The following is a 20286-nucleotide window of genomic DNA, read 5'->3' as shown; positions in this document are numbered from 1 at the left end:
GGGTATGCTGGGACCATGCACGGATACGAGGGCCACAAGGACGACCTGCTCAAGCGCCTCCGCCGCGCCGAGGGCCAGGTGCGCGGCATCGCCCGCATGGTCGACGACGACAAGTACTGCATCGACATCCTCACCCAGGTGTCGGCCGTGACCAAAGCCCTCGAGAACGTCGCCCTCTCACTGCTCGACGACCATCTCTCGCACTGCGTCGCCGAGGCGGCCGCTCAGGGCGGACCCGTCGCCGAAGAGAAGCTCAAAGAAGCCAACCAGGCGATCGCCCGCCTGGTCCGATCGTAAGGAGTCCCCCATGACAGAGCAGCGCATCGAACTCGGCCTGAGCGCCTCCACCCCGACCTCGGGCGGCTGCGGCGACGCGTGCGGCTGCGGCCATGGCGCCGCGGCATCCGCACCCTCTTCCCGCCCCGCGACCGACGAACTCCGCGTCGAGGGCATGACCTGCGACCACTGCGTGCGCGCGGTGACCGAGGAGCTCAGCGCCCTCGACGGCGTCGAGGTCCTCGACGTCGAGCTGCACGTCGGAGGAGCCTCGATCGTGCGCATCGCCTCCACCGGAGCGGCCGACGAGACCGCCCTCGCGGGTGCGATCGACGAGGCGGGCTACACGCTCGCCCGGTGAGACCGGCTCGGCGAACCGCGGTCAGGCGCCGCGGCGCACGAGCACGTCGACGGCCGCGTGGAACGTGAGGTGTTGCGACACCTCCACCGCGCGGTCGTAGCGCGTACCGCCGAGGGCGACGAAGACCGCCCCGACCACTTCGACGTATCCGACGATGTATCCGCCGCGGGCGACCTCGTACAGATCGAGGTCGATGCGCGTCCACGGGATCTCGGTGATCGTCTCGAGCGCGGACGACGCGACCGGCGACGGGGAGATCACGGTCGGGGTCGTCGGTGCGGAGAGAGCGGCGAGCTTCGCGGCGGCGCGAGCGGCGGCTTTCAGAGAACCCGAGCGACTGAGCGGTGCTTCCATGACCATGTGAGAACTCCTTGGGTCGTTCGGGTTCTCTCACAGTGCACCGCAGACCCCGGGCCCGCGCCGGGGTTGACGGATCCGACGATCAGCGTTACCCGCGATCAGACCGCGGAACGGGCCGGTCGACCGCGCCGCGGACGCTCCTCCGACAACCCGAACGGCTCGGCTCCGACCGTGAGCTGCTCCACCTCGTCGAGCCAGCGCAGGTCGGCCCCGAGCCGCGCCCGCCGCGCCGCGCGCACGATGGCCGCCGGCACGGCATCCGCCCCCTCCTCGTCGACCCGCGCGAGCGCCTCGCGCACGGCCGCGCGCTGAGCCGACAGGATGCCGTCGACGTCGGCGCCCGGCAGAGTGACGGCGAGGGCGATCTTCAGCGCCACCTCGTCGCGCCCCTCGGCCAGCGACGCACCGGCGAGCCAGGACCGCGCGTCGTCGCGACCGGCGGCGGTGGGCTGCCAGAGCACGTGGGCCTCGTCGTCGACGCCGATGCTCTCGATCAGCCCGTCGCGCTCGAGGCGCTCGAGCGTGGTGTACACCTGGCCGACGTTCACGCGGACCCCCGTGCGCCGCTCGTACTCGGCCCGCAGCTGCGAGCCGTAGCAGGCGCCGCGATCGAGGATCGCGAGCAGGCTCTGACGCACCGACATGCGGCCTCCGGACGGGTTCGGGAAAAGACTTGCTCGGTAAGCCCCAATCTAGACCGGCGGAGGTGGTTCGACGCCGAATCATCGCCCTTCGGCGCTCCGACGGCGCGGCGTAGCATGTGGTCTGACCACATAATCCGGTTCGATCGGAGGCTCCTGATGGAGTGGCTCGACCCCCTCGCCCTCGCCCGCTGGCAGTTCGGGTTGACGACGCTGTACCACTTCCTCTTCGTGCCCCTGACGCTGGGGATGTCGCTCATCGTGGCGATCTTCCAGACCGTCTGGTACCGCACGGGAGACGTGCGGTGGCTGCACATCACGCGCTTCTTCGGGAAGATCTTCCTGATCAACTTCGCGATGGGCGTGGTCACCGGCATCGTGCAGGAGTTCCAGTTCGGCATGAACTGGTCGGCCTACTCGCGCTTCGTCGGCGACGTCTTCGGCGCCCCGCTCGCCTTCGAGGGCCTGCTCGCCTTCTTCCTCGAGGCGACCTTCATCGGGCTGTGGATCTTCGGGTGGGACAAACTCCCCCGCCTCGCGCACCTCGCCAGCATCTGGATGGCATCCATCGGCGCCACCCTCTCGGCGTACTTCATCATCGCCGCGAACGCCTTCATGCAGAACCCGGTGGGCTATCAGATGTCGGCCGACGGCCACCGCGCCGAGCTCGTCGACTTCTGGGCGATGCTCACCAACCCGGTGGCCCTCGCGGCCTTCCCGCACACGATCTTCGCCGGCTGGATGTTCGCGGCCATGATCGTCGTCGCCGTCTCGGCCTGGCACATGGCACGCGGGCGCAACACCGACATGATGCGCAAGACGCTCCGCTTCGGACTGTGGGGCACGCTCGTGTCGTTCGTGCTCGTCGCGATCGTCGGCGACCAGCTGAGCCTGGTGATGGTCGCGACCCAGCCCATGAAGATGGCGGCGGCCGAAGCGACCTTCAACACCGTCTGCGGGCAGGACGCCTCGTTCTCGATCTTCACGCTCGGCACCCCCGACGGAACCAGCGAGCTGTTCAGCATCCGCGTGCCGTTCCTGCTCAGCATCCTGTCGACGCACTCGCTCGACGGCTGCGTCGAGGGCATCAACGACCTCAACACCCTCTACAGCCAGCAGATGTTCCCGCAGTTCGCCGACCAGGTCGACGGCAACTTCGCCCCCGTGCTGTGGGTCACCTACTGGGCGTTCCGCTGGATGATCGCCCTCGGCGGCATCGCGGCGCTCGTCAGCGTCGTGGGCCTGTGGGTCACCCGCAAGAACGCCAAGCGCCCCGTCGCCGGCTGGATGTGGCGCATCGCGATCTGGGCCGCTCCCCTGCCCATGCTCGCGAGCCTCGTCGGATGGGTGTTCACCGAGATGGGCCGTCAGCCCTGGATCGTGTTCGGCCTCATGCTCACGCAGGACGGCGTCTCGCCGAGCGTGCCGGGCTGGAGCGTGCTGATCTCGCTCGTCGCCTTCACCCTCGTCTACCTCACCCTCGCGATCGTCGAGTTCGGTCTCATCGTCAAGTTCGCGCAGAAGGGCCCCGAGCCCCTGCCGGATCCGGATGCCGTGCACGACGACTCCATCGAGAACACCCCCACCACGGTCTACTAGGAGCAGGAAATGGATCTCGCGCAGCTCTGGTTCTGGATCGTCGCCTTCCTCTTCGTCGGCTACTTCGTGCTCGACGGGTTCGACTTCGGCGTCGGCATGTCGCTCCCCTTCCTCGGCAAGGACGACATCGCCCGTCGGCAGATCATCAACACCATCGGTCCCGTGTGGGACCTCAACGAGACGTGGGTCATCGTGGCCGGCGCCGCGCTGTTCGCGTCGTTCCCCGAGTGGTACGCGACGCTCTTCAGCGGGTTCTACCTGCCGCTGCTGGCGATCCTGATGGCTCTGATCGCCCGCGGCGTCTCCTTCGAATACCGCCACCAGCGCGATTCGCTCAAATGGAAGCGGTCGTTCGACCGCATGATCGTCATCGGCTCGGCCGTGCCCGCATTCCTCTGGGGAGTCGCGTTCGCGAACATCGTGCAGGGCGTGCCGCTGGATGCCGACCACGAGTACGCCGGCACCGTGCTGACGCTGCTCAACCCGTACGGCATCCTGGGCGGTCTCACCACCCTGAGCCTGTTCTTCCTGCACGGCGTCTACTTCGTGGCCCTCAAGACCGACGGGCAGGTTCGCGCCGACGCACGGGCGCTCGCGAAGAAGGCGGGCCTGCTGACGATCGCGCTGGCCGCACTCTTCCTGGTCTGGACCATCATCAACGCCGCGAACGCCGAGGCGCCCCTGCTGCTCGGTGTCGTCGCCCTCGCCGGGGTCGCCGCCCTCACCCTCATCGGGTCGTGGGTCGCGAACCTGCGCGATCGGGAGGGAACCGCCTTCACCCTCGGGGCCGTCACGATCGTCGCCGCCGTCGCCGCGCTCTTCTTCGCGCTGTTCCCCAACGTCATGCCCTCGACCCTCGCGGGGGGCGCGAGCCTGACGATCGACAACGCCTCGAGCACCGACTACACGCTCACGATCATGAGCTGGGCGGCACTGATCTTCCTGCCGCTGATCCTGGCCTACCAGGGGTGGACCTACTGGGTGTTCCGCAAGCGCGTGACCCGCGCCCGCATCGAGAAGGCCGCGCTCGTCGCGCACTGAGACCCCCGCCATGAAACCCGTCGACCCCCGCCTGTTGCGGTACGCGACCGCGTCGCGGAGCTTCTTCGCCGTGACCGCGGCGATCGTGCTCGCGCAGGCGGGGGTCATCGTGGGCTTCGCCTGGGCGCTCACGAGCGCGCTCGTCGGGGTGATCGAGGGGCGCACGCTGAGCGAGGTGTGGGGTTTCGTGGGAATGGCGACCGCACTCGTGGTGCTGCGCGGAGCGCTGATCGCCGCCTCCGAGCGGGTGTCGGCCCGCGGCGCCGCGGCCGCCTCGCTGCAGCTGCGCGACGCCCTCGTCTCGGCCGTGACGCGCCTCGGCCCGCGGTGGCTCGGCGCCCGCAATGCCGCCGGCCTCGCCGTGACCGCGGGGCACGGTCTCGAGGCGCTGGACGCGTACTTCGGCCGCTACCTGCCGCAGCTGGTGGCCACCGCGATCACCATGCCGATCCTCATCGGCACCATGACCCTCGCCGACCCGCTGTCGGGGCTCATCGTCGTGCTGACGATCCCCCTCATCCCGGTGTTCATGGTGCTCATCGGCCTCGCCACCCGCGGCGTGCAGCAGAGGCAGTACCGCACGCTCGGCCGCCTTGCCGCGCGCTTCGCCGACACCGTCGAGGGGCTCGGCGCGCTGAAGGCCTTCGGACGCCAGCACCGCGCGGCCGACTCCATCGAGACCATCACGCGCGACTACAAGCGCGAGACGATGACGGTGCTGCGCGTGTCGTTCCTGTCGGGGTTCGCGCTGGAGTTCCTGGCCTCGATCTCGGTCGCGATCGTCGCGGTGACCATCGGCTTCCGCCTGCTCGCCGGCGATCTCTCGCTGCTCGTGGGGCTGTTCGTGCTGCTGCTGGCCCCCGAGGCCTACCTGCCGCTGCGTCAGGTGGGCGTGCAGTTCCACGCAGCCTCCGAGGGAGTCGCCGCGACCGAGGAGATCTTCAACGCCCTCGACGCCGCGCGCTCCGCGCGGGAAGGACAGACTCCGGATGCCGCGCCCTCGACGCTCGGATCGACGGTGGCCCTCGACGGCGTGCGGGTGCATCGCGAGGGCCACGCCCTGCCGACGGTCTCGCTCTCGGCGGGTCCGGGCGAGGTGGTGCTGATCGCGGGACCGAGCGGCGTGGGCAAGTCGTCGCTGATCGCCGCTCTGCTCGGCTACGCGGAGCACGACGGCCGGGTGCTCGTCGACGGGGTCGCCGTGCCGCACGCCCGCGCCGTCGTCGCCTGGGCGGGCCAGCGTCCGGGACTCGTGTCGGGCACCGTCGCCGAGAACGTCGCGCTCGGCTCCCCCGCCGATCCCGCCGAGATCGCTGCCGCCCTGGCCGACGCGGGGGCGGCCGACATCGCTCCCGGTACGCCGCTCGGCGCGGGCGGCGCGGGTCTGTCGGGCGGCGAGGCGCAGCGCGTCGCCGTCGCGCGCGCCCTGTACCGCAGCCGGGTCGTCGGAGCAGCGGTGCTCGTGCTCGACGAGCCCTCGAGCGCTCTGGATGCCGACACCGAGGCGCACCTGTGGGACACGCTGCGCCGCGAAGCCGATGCCGGCCGGGGCGTGCTCCTGGTCTCGCACCGCCGGTCCGCCCGCGCGATCGCGGATCGGGTGATCGAGCTCTCGCCCCCGCGCGACGCAGCCCGACAGGTCCCTGAGCCGCCCCCCGAGGTCCCTGAGCCTGTCGAAGGGACCGGGACCGTCCACAAACTCACCTCGCTCCATCCGGAGGTGCGCTCATGAACAACCGCGTCCGCGGCATCCTGCGCTCGGCCCTGCCGACCCCGCGCCGCCTCGCACCCGCCCTCCTGTCGGGCTTCGGTTCGGCGGCGAGCGCCGTCGCGCTGATCGCGGCGAGCGCGTGGCTCATCACGCGGGCGGCCGAGCAGCCCCTCGTGATGTACCTGTCGGTCGCCGTCGTCGGGGTGCGCGCGTTCGCGCTGTCGCGCGGGGTGTTCCGCTATCTCGAGCGCCTCACCGGTCACGACGCGGCGCTGCACCAGCTCGCCGGGGTCCGCGCCGACCTCGTGCGCGATCTCGTGCCCCTCGCCCCCGACGGACTCGCCCGCTCGCGCCGCGGCGGTCTGCTCTCGAGCGTGGTCGACGATGTCGAAGAACTGCAGAACCTTCCCCTGCGCGTGGTGCTGCCGCTGGTGACCGCGGGAGTCACGGCCCTCGCCGCCGTCGTCTTCACCGCGTTCGTGTCGTGGCCGGCCGCTCTCGTGCTGCTGCTGTGCCTCGCGCTGGCCTTCGCGGTCGCCGTCGCCGTGGGCTGGGCCGCCGGAGCCCGGGCGGAACGCTCGATCGCCCCCTTGCGCGCCGCCGTCGCCGACGCGGTGCACGACCTGCTCGCGAACCTCGACGTGCTCACGGCCTACGAGGCTCTCGATTCCGCGCGCGAGCGCGTCCGGCACGCCGATGCGGCGCTACGCCGGGCGATCGTGCGGCGCGGCGGCGCGCAGGGCCTCACCGCGGGGGCGGTGTCGGTGCTGGCGGGTGTCGCCTCGCTCCTCGCTCTGATCGTCGCGGCGTCGGGGGTCACCGCCGGCACGCTCTCCGGCCCCGGCCTGGCGGTCGTCGTGCTGCTGCCGATGGCCGTGTTCGACGTGTTCGGCCCGGTGCCCCTCGCCCTCGCGTCGTGGCGGCAGGTGCGCGCCGCGGTCGAACGCCTCGCCGAGGCCGTGCCCGACACCGTTCCCGCGGGCCTGCCGCGCGACGAGTCGACCCCGACCGGCGTGGCCCCGGCGCTCGGCGCGGGCCTCGAGCTGCACGGCATCCGCGCGCACTGGCCCTCCCGGGCCGAGACCGACGGCGACGCGGGCCGGCTCACCGACGTCTCTTTGCGCGTGGCACCCGGCGAGACCGTGCTCGTGACGGGTCCCAGCGGCGCGGGCAAGACGACCCTCGCGCACGTGCTCGCGCGCTTCCTCGATTACGAGGGGTCGTTCCGCCTCGGCGGCGTCGAGGCGCGGGAGCTGTCGGGCGACGACCTGCGACAGACGATCGGCCTGATCGACCAGGCGCCGTACCTGTTCGACGAGTCGGTCCGCCAGAACCTCCTGTTCGCGCGCGACACCGCGACCGACGACGATCTGTGGGATGTGCTCGACCGGGTCGGCCTCGCCGACTGGACGCGGGAGCGCGGGGGCCTCGACGCCCGCGTGGGCGACCGCGGCGGTCTCGTCTCCGGCGGGCAGGCGCAGCGCCTCGCCCTCGCCCGTGCGCTGCTGCGCGACTTCCCGGTGCTCGTGCTCGACGAGCCGACCGCGGGCGTCGACCCCGCGGCATCCGATGCCCTTCTTCTCGATCTGCTCGGTGCGGTCGGGCGCGAACGCGCCGTGGTGCTGGTCTCGCACGTCGAGGTGCCCGAGGGCCTGGTCGACCGCGAGGTGCGGCTCGAGGGCGGGCGGGTCGTCGGCGTCTGAGTCAGGATGCCGGCGCGAATCGCACCCGCGCGGGATCGATGCTCCAGCGCACCACGTCGCCCGGGCGCAGGCCCGCCGCCTCGGCCGGTGAGACCTCGGCCACGACCTCGTCGGTGAGCACGCGCACGCCCGACGGCGTCGGTTCGAGGGCGACCACCGTCGCCGCCCGCCCCTCGCCGAGGCGCACGTCGCTCGCGCGGAAGAGCGCGGCCAGGGCCGTCCCGTCGACGGGCGCAGCATCCGCCGACTCGAGCCGCAGGTCGCCCCGCTGCCAGGCGCCGCCCCGCGCCTCGCCGATGAGCCGCTCGAGACCGGCGATCTTCGCCGCCACCTCCGTCGCCGGTGCCGACAGCACCTCGCGCACCGACCCCTGCTGCGTGACGCGGCCCCGCTCGACGATCACGAGACGATCCGCCAGGGCCGCCGCGTCGACCGCGTCGTGCGTCACGGCCACCGTCGTCACCCCGGCGAGGCGCTCGCGCAACATCGCGCGGATCTCCGATGCCGTGACGGCGTCGAGGGCGACCAGGGGCTCGTCGAGCAGCACGACCCGGGGCTCGGCGGCGAGCGCGCGGGCCACCGCGACGCGCTGCTGCTCTCCGCCCGACAGCTCGGCGGGGCGGCGATCCCCGGCGCCGGGGAGCCCCACGCGCGCGATCCACTCGTCGGCGGCGGCACGGGCGACGGATGCCGCGACCCCGGCCGAGCGCGGACCGAAGGCGACGTTCTCGCGCGCGGTGAGGTGGGGGAACAGCCGGGCGTCCTGACCGAGCAGCACGATCCCGCGCTGCATCGGAGCCGTCCGCAGGCGCGGCGTACGGTCGAGGACGCGCCCGTCGACCGAGATCTCCCCGTCGTCGAGCGGGGTGAGACCCGCGAGCGCGCCGAGCAGCGTCGACTTGCCCGCGCCGCTGCGCCCCATCACGGCGACGGTCTCGCCGGGGGCGACGTCGAGGGCGATGTCGACGGCGAAGTCGCGTCGGCGCACGACGACGCGAGCGCTGAGCGCGGCGGCATCCGGGATCGTCATCGCCCCACCCCCGGGCGCCATCCGCGCACGAGCAGCAGCACGGCGACCGCCGTGACGAGCAGCAGCAGAGAGAGGGCCACCGCGGTGCCCTGCGACACCCCCGCGCCGTTGAACGCAGTGTAGATCGCCAGCGGCATCGTCTGCGTGACGCCCGGGCGGTTGCCGGCGAACAGGGCCGTCGCGCCGAACTCGCCGATCGCGCGGGCGAAGCACAGCACGACCCCCGCCACGATTCCGGGCGCCGCCAACGGCAGGGTGATGCGCCGCAGGATCGTGGCGCGCGACGCCCCGAGAGAGGCGGCGGTGCGCTCGAACCCCACCCCGGTGCTGCGCAGGGCACCCTCGACGGCGAGCACCAGGAAGGGCAGGGCGACGAACACCTGCGCGAGCACGACGGCGGGCGTCGTGAACGGCAATCCCAGCGCGCCGAGGGGGCCGGTACGCCCGAACAGGTACAGCAGCGCCACGCCGCCGACCATGGGCGGCAGCACGAGCGGCACGGTCACGAGGGCCCGCAGCACCGCCGCCGTGCGCGCGGGACTGCGCGCGATCAGCAGAGCCAGAGGGATGCCGACGACCGCGCACACCGCGGTTGCCACCACCCCCGTTCCGAGCGACAGGCCGAGGGCAGACAGCGCGGCGGGCGAGGTGACGTCGCTCCACAGCGTCGCCCACTGCACGCGTGCGACGAGGGCGGTCAGCGGAACGAGCAGGAACAGCAGTCCGATCCCGGCGGGCACGACCAGCCAGCGAGGAACGAAGCCGCCGCCGGTCACGGAGCCCGGAATCCCGCGTCGGAGAGGATCTTCTGCCCGTCGTCCGATAGCACGAAGGCGGTGAAGGCCGCGGCCGCCTCGGGGTTCGGTGCGTTGGTGAGAGTGGCGATCGGGTAGGTGTTGACCACCGTGTCGGCGCCGTCGGGCACGATCGCCTCGACGTCGCCGTTGCCCTTCGCGTCGGTCGCGTACACGAGTCCCGCGTCGGCCTCGCCGGCGGCGACCTTGGTCAGCACGGCGGTGACGTTCTGCTCGCTGCTCGCCGGAGTGACCGCGACCCCGGCGTTCGACAGCAGCGTCTGCGAGGCGGCACCGCACGGCACCTCGGCGGCGCACAGCACCGTCGTGACCCGCGCGAGGTCGGCGAGCGTCGCGACCTTTCCGGGGTTGCCCGCCGGCACGGCGATCACGAGCGTGTTGCCCGCGAACGGCTGCGGGTCGGGAGCCAGGTCGGCGACCTTGGCCATGTTCTTCTCGTCGGCCGAGGCGAACACGTCGGCGGGGGCACCCTCGCCGATCTGCGTCGCGAGCGTGCTCGACCCGTCGTAGACCGCGCTCACCGTGATCCCGGGGTGGGCGGCCTCGAACGCCGTCGCGATCTCGTCGAACGAACGCTGCAGCGAGGCGGCCGCGTACACCTCGACCGTTCCGGTGAGGGAATCGGCGGATGCCGAGGGGGCCGGGTCTGCGCCCGGGCTCGCGGACGCGCAGCCCGAGGCGAGAACGGCGACCGCGCCGAGGATTGTCAGAAGGCGGAGGGAGCGACGCATGGGGTCCTTTCGGCGACCCGGCGGCTCGCTTGTCTACGATTATTCCGCATTCGCGGAGTTCGACGGCCATTCCCTCCCGATTATGCCGCGAAACTGCATCCCGCTGACAACTGCGCGTCAGCCTGACGTTGACTTGTCAGCCAGATGCAGTCTCGCGTGCGGCAAGCGGCCGAGCGGGCGCGGCAAGCGGCCGAGCGGGCGCGGCGAGCGGCCGAGCGGGTCAAGAGCGGGCCGAGCTGCGCGCGTCAGCTGCGCGGCTTCTCGACCGTGACGACCGTCGCCTTCACCGACGCGACGGCCAGCGACCCCGGCTCGAGCGCCAGCTCGCGCGCCGCCTCGGCCGACATCAGCGACACCACCCGATGCGGCCCGCACTGCAGGTCGACCTGCGCCATCACGCCGTCGACCTGCACGCGCGTGACGAGCCCGACGAAGCGATTGCGCGCGCTCGAGGCAACCTTGGTGGGGTCGTCGGGCTCGGCGGCGAGCGCCACGGCCCGCTCCGCGAGAGCGGCCCCGGGGATCTCCACCGGCGTCGCGCCCGTGGTCGGCAGCAGCCCCAGGTCGATCCAGCGGCGCACGGTGTCGTCGCTGACGCCCAGCAGGCCCGCCGCCTGCGCGATGCGGAAGGTGTTCGTCATGCGACGACCGTACCGCCCGCGGTGGCCGGGACGCCCGGCGAGAGCGGCTCGCCGTGGCGGCATCCCGGCTCACCGCCCGACCCCACCGGGACTGACCTAGGCTCGACCCATGGATGCCGAGCACGCGAGCCCGACGCGACGGCCGGTGGCCGTGGCCCTCGGCGCGACCGTGACGTCATCGGGGGCCACCGCGCTCCCCTCGACCGGCGCCGCCTCTCCGGCATCGGGCGCGACCGCCCTCCCGGCGACCGGCGCCCCCTCTCCGGCATCCGGCGCGACCGCCCTCGCCGCGACCGGAGCCCCGCAGGACGGCGGCCTGCTCGACCGCTTCGGCCGCGTCGCGACCGACCTGCGCGTTTCGGTCATCGACAAGTGCAACCTGCGCTGCACCTACTGCATGCCTGCCGACGGGATGCCGTGGCTCCCCCAGACGCAGCTGATGTCGACCGACGAGATCCGCCGCATCGTGCGCGTCGCGGTGCAGTCCCTCGGCGCGGAGGAACTGCGGATCACGGGCGGCGAGCCCCTGGTGCGCAAGGACCTCGAGTTCATCATCGCCGGCATCCGCGAAGACAACCCCGACCTGCCGATCTCGATGACCACGAACGCCGTGGGCCTCGATCGCCGCGCCCAGGCTCTGAAGGACGCGGGCCTCACCCGCCTCAACGTCTCGCTCGACACCCTGCACCCCGAGACCTTCGCCGAGCTCACGCGCCGCCCGCACCTCGACAAGGTGCTCGCGGGGCTCCAGGCCGCGCGCGCCGCCGGCCTCGGCCCCATCAAGATCAACGCGGTGCTCTTGCGCGGCGTCAACGACACCGAGATCGTCTCGCTCGTCGACTGGGCCGTGACGAACGGCTTCGAGATGCGCTTCATCGAAGACATGCCCCTCGACGGAGACCGGTCGTGGATGGCGACGAACGTCATCGCCGCGCGCGACATCCGCGCCGAGATCGAGACGGCGTTCTCGCTCACCCCCGATCCGCGCGGTCGCGGCGCCGCCCCCGCCGAGCGGTGGGAGGTCCGCCGCCCCGGGGAAACGGCCGTCGCCGGACACATCGGCATCATCTCCTCGGTCACCGAACCCTTCTGCGCTGCCTGCACGCGTACCCGCGTCACCGCCGACGGCAAGGTGCGCTCGTGCCTCTTCTCGCACGAAGAGACCGACCTCCTCTCGACCCTTCGTGCGGGCGCCGACGACGCCGGCATCGCGCAGGTCTGGCGGGAGGCCATGTGGGCCAAGCCCCGCGCCCACGGCTCCGACCGCGTGGGACTCGCGCGCCCCGACTTCGTGCAGCCCGAGCGCACGATGAGCGCGATCGGCGGATGAAGCCGCTGGTCGAGCCGGTGGCCTCGCTCGCCCCGGAAGAACTCATCCGCACCGCTCGTCACGCCGTGCTCGCCGCGATCGGCGAGGAGGGCCAGCGCCGCCTCGCGGCAGCGCGCATCGCCGTCGTCGGAGCCGGCGGTCTCGGCTCCCCCGTGCTGCTCGCACTGGCCGCGGCCGGAGTCGGCGAGCTCGTCATCATCGACGACGACACCGTCGAGCGCACCAACCTGCAGCGCCAGCTCGCGCACCGCATCACCGACATCGGCACCGCCAAGACGGCCTCCGCCGCGCGCGCCGTGCGTGACCTGTCGCCCCTCACCGTCGTCCATGAACGAACGGTACGACTGACCTCCGACAATGCCTCCGAGCTCTTCGCGGGCGCGCATCTCGTCATCGACGGCAGCGACACCTTCGACACGCGCGAGGCCGTCGCCGCCGCGACCGAGGGCCTCGGCATCCCCCTCGTCTGGGGCGCCGTGCAGGAGTGGGCCGCGCAGGTGACCGTGTTCTGGTCGGCCCCGCCCGAGGGGCACGCGCCCGTCGTGCTCGGCGACCTCTTCCCGACGGGCTCGGCGGGCGAACCACCCACGTGTGCCCAGGTCGGCGTGCTCGGATCGCTGTGCGTGCAGGTCGGCGGGATGTTGGCCACCGAGGCGATCAAGCTCGTCACCGGCGCGGGCGACCCCCTGCTCGGCCGGCTCGTCGTGATCGATGCCCTGCGCGCCCGCCACGACGTGATCCCGCTCTCCCCCGCCGCCCGCCCCGCCGTTTCGTCCTGACCCCGGAGGCCCCGATGACCCCGCTGCTCACCGTCGAGGAGCACCGCGTCCGCGTGCTCGACGCCGTCTCGGTCCTGCCCGTCGAGACCGTGCGCCTCGCCGATGCGGCCGGCCGCACGCTGGCCGCCCCCGTGCGCGCCGCTCACGACCTGCCCGGCTTCGACAACTCCTCCATGGATGGTTTCGCGGTCCGCTTCGCCGACGTCGAGGGGGCGGATGCCGAGAACCCGGTGACCCTGCGCGTCGTCGCCGATCTGCCCGCCGGGTCGTCCGACGACCCGTCGTTCGGCGCGGGCGAGGCGGTGCGCATCATGACGGGCGCGCCGGTCCCCGCCGACGCCGACGCGATCGTTCCGTTCGAAGACACCGCGGGAGGCCTCGCCGACTCCCTGGGAACCATCGACGTGCGGCGGGCACCCGCGGCATCCGGAGCCTTCATCCGCCGCCGCGGCGGCGACACCCGCGCGGGCGATGTCGTCCTGTCGGCCGGCGAACGCCTGGGGCCGTTCGCGCTGGCCGCGGCCGCCGCGGCGGGTGTGGCCGAGCTCGACGTGCACCGTCGCCCGCGGGTCGCCGTCGTGTCGACCGGCAGCGAACTGGTCGTCCCCGGGGTCGTCCCAGGGCGCGGTCAGACCCCCGACTCCAACTCGACGCTCCTGACCGGCCTGGTCGCCGACGCCGACGCCGACGTGACGGTCATCTCGTCGCTGCGAGACGACGCGAACGCGATCCACGCCCTGCTCGAGCACGCGGGCGACGTCGACGTGATCGTCTTCAGCGGGGGCGTGAGCGCGGGAGCCTACGAGCCCGTGCGCCAGGCCCTCGAGGGGCGCATCGCCTTCGAGAAGGTCGCGATGCAGCCCGGCAAGCCGCAGGCCTTCGGCGTGCTCGACGACGGCCGGCTCGCCTTCGGCCTGCCCGGCAACCCCGTGAGCGTCGCGGTGTCGTTCGAGGTGTTCGTGCGCCCCGCCCTTCTGGCCCTACAGGGCCGCACCGTGATCGATCGGCGGATCGCCCGGCTCACGGCATCCGAGTCCTGGACCACCCCGCCCGGCCGCCGCCAGTACCTCCCCGCGGTGATCGACCTCGTCGTCGGCACCGTGCGCCCCGCCACGGCGGGCGGATCGGGCTCGCACCTGGCCGCCTCTCTCGCGCGCGCCGAGGCGTTCGCGATCGTCCCCGCCGAGGTGTCCACCGTGTCGGTGGGCGACCCGCTCGATGTCATGCTGATTCCATGACCTTCACCCACCTGGACGCCGCGGGCCACGCCCGCATGGTCGACGTCACCCTCAAGCAGCCCACCGTCCGCACCGCCACGGCGCGTGGCTTCGTGCGCTGCGCCCCCGAGGTGGTCGCCGCCCTCCGCGACGGCACGGCCCCCAAGGGCGATGTGCTCGCGGTGGCCCGCATCGCCGGCATCCAGGCCGCGAAGTCCACTCCCGCCCTCCTCCCCCTCGCGCACGTGATCGGGGTGCACCGCGCCTCGGTCGACCTCGCGATCACCGACGAGGGCGTCGAGATCGAAGCCACCGTCGGCACCGCCGACCGCACCGGCGTCGAGATGGAGGCCCTCACGAGCGTCTCGGTCGCCGCCCTCGCGATCGTCGACATGGTGAAGGGCATGGACAAGGGCACGGTCATCGAGAACGTGCGCATCGTGTCGAAGACCGGCGGCAAGTCGGGCGACTGGATGCGTCCCGGAGAAGACGCATGAGCGTCCGCGTGCGCTACTTCGCCGCTGCGGCGGAGGCGGCGGGAACGGATGCCGAGGACCGCGCCGAACCGTCTCTGACGGCCCTGCGCGAGGCCGTCGTCGCCGACCACCCGGCTCTGGGCGAGATCCTGGATCGTTGCGCCGTGCTCGTCGACGGCACCCGTCACGACGACGACGTCCCGCTCGCGGGGGTCACGCACGTCGACGTGCTTCCGCCCTTCGCCGGCGGCTGAGCCCGGGCTCGCGCACTCCCTCACCCGCCCGCCGCCACCCTTCCTCGCAGGGAAGCGGCATCGCACCCTGTTTTACTGGCCGCATGTCGACCGCCCGCCGCACGGCCTTCTTCGTCACGCTCGTCCTCGGCTCGGCCCTCGCCGTGCTCGCGGTCTGGCCGCAGCTGGTCGGCGCGCAACGGCTGCAGGTGTTCGCGCAGCTGATCCCGTTCCGTGGACCTGTCGCGCTGGCCTTCGCCGTGCTCGCAGCCGTCGCCGCGCTCGTCGCCGTGCTCCGACGTCGGTGGGCCGTGTCCGCGGCGCTCGCGATCGTTCTCGCGGCAGCAGCCGTCGGCAACGGCGCGGTGGTGCTGAGTCGCGGCTTCGGCGGCTCGATCGCCGACGGCGAGGTCGTCGTGGCCGCGTGGAACACCTACGGGGGCGGTGCCTCACCCGACAGCATCGCGCGGCTGGTGCGCGAGACGGGCGCCGACGTAGTCGTCCTCCCCGAGACCGATGCCGTGGCGGCGGCGACCGTCGTCGACCTCCTGGCCGGCGACGGCATCGGCATGACCGCAACCACCCGAGAAGCCGACCCGGGCGACGACCCCATTCCGACCTCGCTCCTGCTCTCCACGTCGATGGGGCCGTACGCCCTCGACGCGTCGGCGGGCTCGACGCCGGGAGTGCCGAGCGGCGTGTACCGCCCCGTCGGCGGTGACGGGCCGACGATCGTCGCCGCGCATCCGCTGCCGCCGTTGCCGCTGATCATGACGGAGTGGACGGAGGGGATGGACTGGGTCGCGGCGCAGTGCACGGGCCCCGATGTCATCCTCGCGGGCGACCTCAACTCGACCCTCGACCACCTCGCGGGCCTCGGCGAGGGTGAGGCGACGGTCGGCGGATGCCGGGATGCCGCCGCCGACGCGGGAGCGGCCGCGCTCGGCACGTGGCCCGTGCGCCTGCCGACGGGTCTCGCCGCGCCGATCGACCACGTGCTGGTCGGGTCGGCGTGGGAGGTGCGCTCCTTCGAGGTCCGCACCGATTTCGACGACGCCGGGAGCGACCACCGCCCGATCGTGGCGACGCTGTCGCGCCGGTGAGCGGCGCGGAGCGAACCTAGCCGCCCAGGCCCTTCCACTCCGTCGTCCCGTCGGCCTCGACCTGTCGTTTCCACACGGGCAGGTCGGTCTTGATCGTCTCGATCACGGTGCGGCACACCTCGAACGCCTCGGCGCGATGACCGGATGCCACGGCGATGACGACGGCGGCCTCCCCCACGCCCAACCGGCCCACGCGGTGGCTGACCGCGACGATCGCGTCGGTGCCGGCGGTCGCGCTCTCGGCGATGCGCTGCAGCGCCTGCTCGGCGTCGGGGTGCGCGCTGTACTCGAGCGCGACGACCTGACCCGTGGCGTCGGGGTCGATGTCGCGCACGCGCCCGACGAAGGTCGTGACGGCGCCCGACGAGGAGTCCTCGACGGCGTCGAGGTGCGCGTCGAGATCGAGAGGCGTCTCGGACAGGCGGGCGATGCGGACGGCGCTCATGCGTGGTCTCCTCCGGAGAGCTGGTCGAGCACGTGAGGGGCGAGCTCGGCGATGACGGCGATCCCGGATGCCACGGCGCGGGTCGACCCCGGCAGGTTGACGATCAGGGCGCCGGGGTCGGCGATCCCCGCGAGGCCCCGCGAGATGACGGCCATCGGGGTGTCCGCGAGGCCCCGCCGACGCAACTCCTCGGCGATGCCGGGGATCTCGCGGTCGAGGACGCGTGCCGTGCCCTCGGGCGTGCGGTCGGTGGGGGCGATGCCCGTGCCGCCGGTCGTGACGATGAGCCCCGGTCCCGCCGCGACGAGTGCGCGCAGCGCCGTCTCGACGCTGTCGGCGCCATCGGGCACGACGACCGCGTCGTCGCAGGCGAACCCCGCCTCGCGCAGCAGTGACACCGCGAGGGGTCCTCCGCGGTCTTCGCGCAGCCCTGCGGCCGAGCGGTCGGAGACGGTGAGGACGCGAGCGTGATGAGGCACGCGGCTCAGCCTACGGGCGCGACACGAGAGCGGGGCAGGCCTGCGGCCAGGCGAAGCTCACGACGAGGGGGCCGCGGTCGTCTCGACCTCGGCGATCTCCGGCGCGATACGCCCGGCCTTCGCCTTCGGCTCGAGGTCTTCGCGCTGCACGTGTTCGGCGGCGGCGGTGATGCGCCGGGCCATGCCGCTGAAGATCAGGCCGTGGAACGGCAGCACCGACAGCCAGTAGAGCCGCCCGGCGAGCCCGGTCGGGAAGAACAGGGCGCGCTGGTCGAACCGCGCCCCCTCGCCCTCGGGGGTGGCCCGCAGCTCGAGCCAGGCCCCGCCCGGCACCTTCATCTCGGCGCGCAGACGGAGCAGGTGACCGGGCTCGATCGCTTCGACGCGCCAGAAGTCGAGGGCATCGCCCACGGTGACCACCGAGCGGCTGCGCCGGCCGCGGGCGAGGCCCACGCCACCGACGAGGCGGTCCATCCAGCCGCGGATCGCCCACAGCAGCGGCGAGGAGTACCAGCCGTTCTCGCCGCCGATCCCCTCGATCACCGACCACAGCTGGGCCGAGCTCGCCGTCGTCGTCATGGTGCGGATGTCGGTGTACACCAGGCGCCCCGACCACTCCGGGTCGCTGGGCAGCGGGTCGCTCGGGGCACCCGACACCTCGGAATCCTGCCAGCTGGTCTCGATCGCGTCGTCGTTCACGCGTCCCAGCGCGCGGCGCACGGCCTCGCGGTACGGCATGAGCCCGCCCTCGGGGCGCGGCACGAGATCGTCGATCGCGCGGTCCTTGACCACGCAGTCGTTCTGCAGCGACTCGACGAGAGGGCGCGCGATCGCCTTGGGGATCGGGGTGACGAGGTTGACCCAGTGCGAGGCGAGGCGCGGGGTGAGCACCGGCAGCGATGCGATCGCGCGCTGCGGCAGCCCCGCCTCCATGGCGTAACCGTTCATCATCTGGCCGTAGCGCAGCACGTCGGGGCCGCCGATGTCGGCCGCGCGGTTGACGTTGGGGGCGACGCGGGCAGCGCCGAGCAGGTAGTGCAGCACGTCGCGCACGGCGATCGGCTGGATGTGGTTGCGCACCCACTTGGGCGCGGGCATGTAGGGCAGCACGTCGGTGAGGTGGCGCACCATCTCGAACGAGGCCGAGCCCGAGCCGATCACGACGCCCGCCTGCAGCACGAGGGTGGGCACGCCGCTGCGCAGCAGGATCTGCCCCACCTCGACGCGCGAGCGCAGGTGGGCCGAGAGCGTGGCGTCATCGGGGTGGAGCCCCCCGAGATACACGATGCGCGAGACCGATGCCGCCGAGGCCGCGTCGGCGACGGTCTGGGCCGCGACCCGGTCGGTGGCCTCGAAGTCGCGGGCGCTGCCCATGGAGTGGATGAGGTAGTAGAGCACGTCGACGCCGTCGACCGCGGCGCGCACGGCGTCGACGTCGGTCGCGTCGCCCGCGGCGGTCTCGACGTCGTCTCCCCACGGGAAGGCGCCGACACGTCGCGGATCGCGCGCGAGCACCCTGACCCGGTAGCCCGCCGAGAGCAGCCGCGGCACGAGCCGCCCGCCCAGATAGCCCGTGGCCCCGAGGACCAGCGCGAGGGGTGCAGACCCGTCGGATCGCGGCTGCGCGACCAGGGCTGGTTCGCGGCCGGTGGGGGCGGAGAGCTCGCTCATGCCGGTCACGGTACGCCGCCCCTCCGACATCGCCGGGGGCTTGACCTCCGGCGGAGAAGTCTGCGGATCCGTGGACTAGCAAATCGCCGAGCGCAAAGCCTGGACTGGAAACGCGAGCGCGATGGGGGTAACGGTAGAAGGATGAACGAGAAATCCCCCTCGGCATCCGGAGCCCCCCGGCTCGAGGTCGACGACGTCATCGTCGTCGACACCAAGCGCGTCCGCACCGCCATCGGCGGCACCGTCGTCGGCAACTTCATGGAGTGGTTCGACTTCGGCATCTACGGCTACCTCGCCGTGACGCTGACCGCGGTCTTCGCCTCCGACGTCCCCGCCCCGTGGGGCCTGCTGGTCACCCTCCTCGGTTTCGCGATCTCGTTCCTGGTCCGCCCGTTCGGCGGGTTCGTGCTCGGCCCCCTCGGCGATCGCATCGGCCGTCAAAAGGTGCTGTTCCTGACGATGGCCATGATGGCCTCGGCGACCGCGCTGATCGGCCTCCTGCCCACCTCCGCCCAGATCGGGCTCTGGGCGATCATCCCGCTCTACCTGCTGAAGATGATCCAGGGCTTCTCCACCGGCGGCGAGTACGCCGGAGCCACGACCTACGTGTCGGAGTTCTCCCCCGACAAGCGCCGCGGCTTCTGGTCGTCATGGCTCGACGTCGGTTCGTACGTCGGCTTCGCCGCGGGCGCCTCGGCCGTCGCGATCACCACCGCGATCACCATGTCGATCTCGGGCGAGAACGCGATGATCGACTACGGCTGGCGCATCCCGTTCCTGCTCGCCATCCCGCTCGGCATCGTGGCGATCTACTTCCGCCTGCGCATCCCCGAGACGCCCGCCTTCGAGCAGGGCGGATCGACCGAGATCGACGCGAGCGACCCGATGGCCCGGCAGGGCCTCGTCGGCATCGTCCGCCACCACTGGAAGGCGCTGCTGATCGGCATCGCTCTCGTGGCCGCGACCAACACCGCCGGCTACGCCCTCACGAGCTACATGCCGACCTACCTCGAGAAGGAGGTCGGCGTCTCGAACATCACGGCGGCGGTGGCGACGGTTCCCGTGCTGCTGGTGATGTCGGCCGCGCTCCCCCTCATCGGGCGGTTGAGCGACCGCATCGGCCGCAAGCCCGTGTATGCGATCGCCGCGGGCTCGGCCCTGGTGCTGCTGGTGCCGGCGTTCCTCATCATGCAGATCGGCGAGCTGTGGGCCGTCATGATCGCGCTGTGCCTCGCGGCCGTGCCGGTGGCGTTCTACGTCGCGATCTCGGCATCCGCTCTTCCGGCGCTCTTCCCCACGGCCTCGCGCTTCGGAGCGATGGCCGTGGCTTACAACATCGCCGTCTCGCTCTTCGGCGGCACGACCCCGTTGTTCAGTCAGGCGCTGATCGACCTCACCGGCAACACCCTGATGCCGGCGTTCTACATCATGTTCTTCGCCGCGCTCGGACTCGTCGCGCTCCTGGCGATGAGCGAGACCGCCAAGCGTCCGCTCCTCGGGTCGCTGCCCACGGTCGAAACGCCGGCCGAGGCCGAGGCCCTCGTCGAGGGGCAGGACGAAGACCCCTTCCTCGACACCTCGACCATGCCGCTGGCGATCCGCCGCTCGTAGCGGTGACGTGGAAGGGGGCGGATGCCGAACACC

General features: G+C 72.4%; 22 protein-coding genes. 13 read left to right on the top strand and 9 right to left on the bottom strand.

The features are described from left to right. Window positions 1-15: 15 nt before the first annotated feature. A complete protein-coding gene (locus tag FS769_RS09510; RefSeq protein WP_144832815.1) occupies window positions 16-297 on the top strand; it encodes a metal-sensitive transcriptional regulator in 282 nt (93 codons plus the stop codon). 10 nt (window positions 298-307) lie between these two features. Beyond that, on the top strand, window positions 308-637 hold the full coding sequence (locus FS769_RS09505; RefSeq protein WP_144832813.1) for a heavy-metal-associated domain-containing protein: 330 nt from the start codon (window positions 308-310) through the stop codon (window positions 635-637). Window positions 638-658: 21 nt separating this feature from the next. On the opposite strand, the gene FS769_RS09500 is transcribed toward FS769_RS09505, so the two are convergent. Both FS769_RS09500 and FS769_RS09495 read right to left on the bottom strand, forming a co-directional pair. Then, window positions 659-997, bottom strand: coding sequence for a hypothetical protein (locus tag FS769_RS09500; protein WP_144832812.1), 339 nt, complete (start codon window positions 995-997; stop codon window positions 659-661). 98 nt (window positions 998-1095) lie between these two features. Continuing rightward, complete coding sequence (locus tag FS769_RS09495; protein ID WP_144832810.1) at window positions 1096-1641, bottom strand: PadR family transcriptional regulator; 546 nt, start codon at window positions 1639-1641, stop codon at window positions 1096-1098. Window positions 1642-1797: 156 nt separating this feature from the next. Here FS769_RS09495 and FS769_RS09490 point away from each other — a divergent pair, with 156 nt between their 5' ends. From FS769_RS09490 to cydC, 4 genes are read left to right on the top strand one after another with little or no spacing between them, the layout of a single operon-like run. After that, window positions 1798-3237 (top strand): cytochrome ubiquinol oxidase subunit I, encoded by a 1440-nt coding sequence (locus tag FS769_RS09490; protein WP_144832808.1) that lies wholly within the window; start codon window positions 1798-1800, stop codon window positions 3235-3237. A gap of 9 nt (window positions 3238-3246) precedes the next feature. Further along, a complete protein-coding gene (cydB, locus tag FS769_RS09485) occupies window positions 3247-4278 on the top strand; it encodes a cytochrome d ubiquinol oxidase subunit II (protein ID WP_144832807.1) in 1032 nt (343 codons plus the stop codon). Window positions 4279-4288: 10 nt separating this feature from the next. Further along, window positions 4289-6010, top strand: a complete 1722-nt coding sequence (cydD, locus tag FS769_RS09480; protein ID WP_144832805.1) for a thiol reductant ABC exporter subunit CydD — start codon at window positions 4289-4291, stop codon at window positions 6008-6010. Continuing rightward, window positions 6007-7692 carry a thiol reductant ABC exporter subunit CydC gene (gene cydC, locus FS769_RS09475; protein ID WP_144832804.1) on the top strand — a complete coding sequence of 562 codons (1686 nt, stop codon included), beginning with the start codon at window positions 6007-6009 and terminating at the stop codon, window positions 7690-7692. Before cydD ends, cydC begins: the two co-directional genes overlap by 4 nt. A gap of 1 nt (window position 7693) precedes the next feature. Here cydC and FS769_RS09470 read toward each other — a convergent pair whose 3' ends face one another. From FS769_RS09470 to FS769_RS09455, 4 genes are all read right to left on the bottom strand, one after another. After that, complete coding sequence (locus FS769_RS09470; protein WP_260979729.1) at window positions 7694-8722, bottom strand: sulfate/molybdate ABC transporter ATP-binding protein; 1029 nt, start codon at window positions 8720-8722, stop codon at window positions 7694-7696. After that, a complete protein-coding gene (gene modB, locus FS769_RS09465) occupies window positions 8719-9498 on the bottom strand; it encodes a molybdate ABC transporter permease subunit (RefSeq protein WP_144832801.1) in 780 nt (259 codons plus the stop codon). The genes FS769_RS09470 and modB overlap by 4 nt, the downstream gene beginning before the upstream one ends. Then, complete coding sequence (modA, locus tag FS769_RS09460; protein WP_144832800.1) at window positions 9495-10268, bottom strand: molybdate ABC transporter substrate-binding protein; 774 nt, start codon at window positions 10266-10268, stop codon at window positions 9495-9497. The genes modB and modA overlap by 4 nt, the downstream gene beginning before the upstream one ends. Window positions 10269-10513: 245 nt before the next feature. Beyond that, complete coding sequence (locus FS769_RS09455; RefSeq protein ID WP_144832799.1) at window positions 10514-10909, bottom strand: molybdopterin-binding protein; 396 nt, start codon at window positions 10907-10909, stop codon at window positions 10514-10516. A 109-nt stretch (window positions 10910-11018) separates the two neighbouring features. On the opposite strand from FS769_RS09455, the gene moaA reads away from it, so the two are divergent. The 6 genes from moaA to FS769_RS09425 all read left to right on the top strand — a co-directional run bounded on the left by moaA (window position 11019) and on the right by FS769_RS09425 (window position 16047). Then, window positions 11019-12239, top strand: coding sequence for a GTP 3',8-cyclase MoaA (moaA, locus tag FS769_RS09450; protein ID WP_260979728.1), 1221 nt, complete (start codon window positions 11019-11021; stop codon window positions 12237-12239). Next, window positions 12236-13018: a HesA/MoeB/ThiF family protein gene (locus FS769_RS09445; RefSeq protein ID WP_144785829.1), complete on the top strand. Its 783-nt coding sequence runs from the start codon at window positions 12236-12238 to the stop codon at window positions 13016-13018. Before moaA ends, FS769_RS09445 begins: the two co-directional genes overlap by 4 nt. A 14-nt stretch (window positions 13019-13032) precedes the next feature. Continuing rightward, a complete protein-coding gene (gene glp / locus FS769_RS09440; protein WP_144832798.1) occupies window positions 13033-14256 on the top strand; it encodes a gephyrin-like molybdotransferase Glp in 1224 nt (407 codons plus the stop codon). Next, window positions 14253-14732 carry a cyclic pyranopterin monophosphate synthase MoaC gene (gene moaC, locus FS769_RS09435; RefSeq protein WP_144785831.1) on the top strand — a complete coding sequence of 160 codons (480 nt, stop codon included), beginning with the start codon at window positions 14253-14255 and terminating at the stop codon, window positions 14730-14732. The genes glp and moaC overlap by 4 nt, the downstream gene beginning before the upstream one ends. Then, complete coding sequence (locus tag FS769_RS09430; RefSeq protein WP_144832796.1) at window positions 14729-14965, top strand: MoaD/ThiS family protein; 237 nt, start codon at window positions 14729-14731, stop codon at window positions 14963-14965. The genes moaC and FS769_RS09430 overlap by 4 nt, the downstream gene beginning before the upstream one ends. 83 nt (window positions 14966-15048) lie before the next feature. Beyond that, window positions 15049-16047 (top strand): endonuclease/exonuclease/phosphatase family protein, encoded by a 999-nt coding sequence (locus tag FS769_RS09425; protein WP_144832794.1) that lies wholly within the window; start codon window positions 15049-15051, stop codon window positions 16045-16047. A 16-nt stretch (window positions 16048-16063) separates the two neighbouring features. Here the strand turns inward: FS769_RS09425 and FS769_RS09420 are convergent, their stop codons facing one another. The 3 genes from FS769_RS09420 to FS769_RS09410 are packed head-to-tail and all read right to left on the bottom strand — an operon-like array spanning window position 16064 to window position 18642. Continuing rightward, window positions 16064-16492 carry a molybdenum cofactor biosynthesis protein MoaE gene (locus FS769_RS09420; protein WP_144832792.1) on the bottom strand — a complete coding sequence of 143 codons (429 nt, stop codon included), beginning with the start codon at window positions 16490-16492 and terminating at the stop codon, window positions 16064-16066. Continuing rightward, entirely contained in the window at window positions 16489-16971 is a 483-nt protein-coding gene (locus FS769_RS09415; protein ID WP_144832791.1) for a molybdenum cofactor biosynthesis protein B, read from the bottom strand. Before FS769_RS09415 ends, FS769_RS09420 begins: the two co-directional genes overlap by 4 nt. A gap of 57 nt (window positions 16972-17028) precedes the next feature. Further along, a complete protein-coding gene (locus tag FS769_RS09410; RefSeq protein ID WP_144832789.1) occupies window positions 17029-18642 on the bottom strand; it encodes an SDR family oxidoreductase in 1614 nt (537 codons plus the stop codon). A gap of 141 nt (window positions 18643-18783) precedes the next feature. Here FS769_RS09410 and FS769_RS09405 point away from each other — a divergent pair, with 141 nt between their 5' ends. Beyond that, window positions 18784-20253: an MFS transporter gene (locus FS769_RS09405; RefSeq protein WP_144832787.1), complete on the top strand. Its 1470-nt coding sequence runs from the start codon at window positions 18784-18786 to the stop codon at window positions 20251-20253. The last annotated feature ends 33 nt before the right edge of the window (window positions 20254-20286 follow it).

Origin of the sequence: Microbacterium sp. BH-3-3-3, from assembly GCF_007679045.1 — a bacterium.
GTDB classification, from domain to species: Bacteria; Actinomycetota; Actinomycetes; order Actinomycetales; family Microbacteriaceae; genus Microbacterium; species Microbacterium algihabitans.
This window is presented reverse-complemented; position numbering and strand designations above follow the sequence as displayed.